9 tRNA genes and 3 rRNA genes are annotated in these 1409 nt (G+C 49.4%); all 12 read right to left on the reverse strand.

From position 1 onward, the window contains the following. A 16S ribosomal RNA gene (locus E4663_RS19545) occupies positions 1-89 on the reverse strand; the annotation flags it as partial. Positions 90-207: 118 nt separating this feature from the next. Further along, positions 208-283, reverse strand: a tRNA-Ala gene (locus tag E4663_RS19550). Between the two features lie 13 nt (positions 284-296). Then, positions 297-373, reverse strand: a tRNA-Pro gene (locus tag E4663_RS19555). 8 nt (positions 374-381) lie between these two features. Further along, positions 382-458 (reverse strand) — tRNA-Arg (locus E4663_RS19560). Between the two features lie 11 nt (positions 459-469). Next, a tRNA-Leu gene (locus tag E4663_RS19565) sits at positions 470-558 on the reverse strand. A gap of 57 nt (positions 559-615) precedes the next feature. Then, a tRNA-Gly gene (locus tag E4663_RS19570) sits at positions 616-690 on the reverse strand. An 8-nt stretch (positions 691-698) separates the two neighbouring features. Next, positions 699-780, reverse strand: a tRNA-Leu gene (locus tag E4663_RS19575). Between the two features lie 10 nt (positions 781-790). Beyond that, positions 791-866: transfer RNA gene (locus E4663_RS19580), tRNA-Lys, on the reverse strand. A gap of 8 nt (positions 867-874) precedes the next feature. Beyond that, positions 875-950, reverse strand: a tRNA-Thr gene (locus E4663_RS19585). A 5-nt stretch (positions 951-955) separates the two neighbouring features. Continuing rightward, positions 956-1031, reverse strand: a tRNA-Val gene (locus tag E4663_RS19590). A gap of 14 nt (positions 1032-1045) precedes the next feature. Beyond that, positions 1046-1159: ribosomal RNA gene (gene rrf / locus E4663_RS19595) — 5S ribosomal RNA — on the reverse strand. Positions 1160-1296: 137 nt separating this feature from the next. Next, positions 1297-1409: ribosomal RNA gene (locus E4663_RS19600) — 23S ribosomal RNA — on the reverse strand; the annotation flags it as partial.

Raw genomic sequence — 1409 nt, forward strand, 5'->3', positions numbered from 1 at the left:
AGGGGATCAGCTCGCTTCCTGCGCTCGACTTGCATGTATTAGGCACGCCGCCAGCGTTCGTCCTGAGCCAGGATCAAACTCTCCATAAAAGTTAAGTTTGACTTGCTCATTTGCACACCGAATGTGCGTTGTTGTCTTTTCTTGACTAAGAAGAAAAATATTGACGTACTGGTTGGTTCGTTCAGTTTTCAAAGATCAAATAATAAATGGTGGAGCCTAGCGGGATCGAACCGCTGACCTCCTGCGTGCAAAGCAGGCGCTCTCCCAGCTGAGCTAAGGCCCCATTGTTTAAGGAATGGTCGGGAAGACAGGATTCGAACCTGCGACCCCTTGGTCCCAAACCAAGTGCTCTACCAAGCTGAGCTACTTCCCGTAAGTAAATGGCGCGCCCGAGAGGAGTCGAACCCCTAACCTTCTGATCCGTAGTCAGACGCTCTATCCAATTGAGCTACGGGCGCATATGAAGTTATGGTGCCGAGGGCCGGACTCGAACCGGCACGGTGGAAACCCACCGCAGGATTTTAAGTCCTGTGCGTCTGCCAATTCCGCCACCCCGGCCTGGCAAGTTCTATGATAATATCTTGTTGATTTATAGTAAGTAGCTCTTTTAAAGAATGGAGCGGAAGACGGGATTCGAACCCGCGACCCCCACCTTGGCAAGGTGGTGTTCTACCACTGAACTACTTCCGCGAATAAAGTGCGGGTGGAGGGACTTGAACCCCCACGCCGTGAAGCACTAGATCCTAAATCTAGCGTGTCTGCCAATTCCACCACACCCGCAAAAAGATCATGGTGAGCCATGAAGGATTCGAACCTTCGACCCTCTGATTAAAAGTCAGATGCTCTACCAGCTGAGCTAATGGCTCATGAAAAATGGTGCCGGCCAGAGGACTTGAACCCCCAACCTACTGATTACAAATCAGTTGCTCTACCAGTTGAGCTAGGCCGGCTTTCATGGTGGAGGATGCAGGGCTCGAACCTGCGACCCCCTGCTTGTAAGGCAGGTGCTCTCCCAGCTGAGCTAATCCTCCGGGTTATATGTAAGGTTTGGCGGCGTCCTACTCTCACGGGGGTAAACCCGACTACCATCGGCGCTGAAGAGCTTAACTGCTGTGTTCGGCATGGGAACAGGTGTGACCTCTTCGCCTTCACCACCAAACCTTATTTACTTTTTTCAAGGACAAGAATTATTATATTGCTCATCAGAGAAAAAATCAAGGGTTAATTTTATTTTTTTCTAAAACCCTCAAAACTGGATAAGAGTATTCATCAAACGGTAAACCAACGTCTTTTCAGATAGATAAGTCTTCGATCCATTAGTATCTGTCAGCTCCACGTGTCACCACGCTTCCACCTCAGACCTATCAACCTCATCGTCTCTGAGGGATCTTAATTACTCTAGGTAATGG

This window comes from Halobacillus salinus, assembly GCF_004684905.1.
Taxonomy (GTDB): domain Bacteria; phylum Bacillota; class Bacilli; order Bacillales; family Halobacillaceae; genus Halobacillus; species Halobacillus salinus.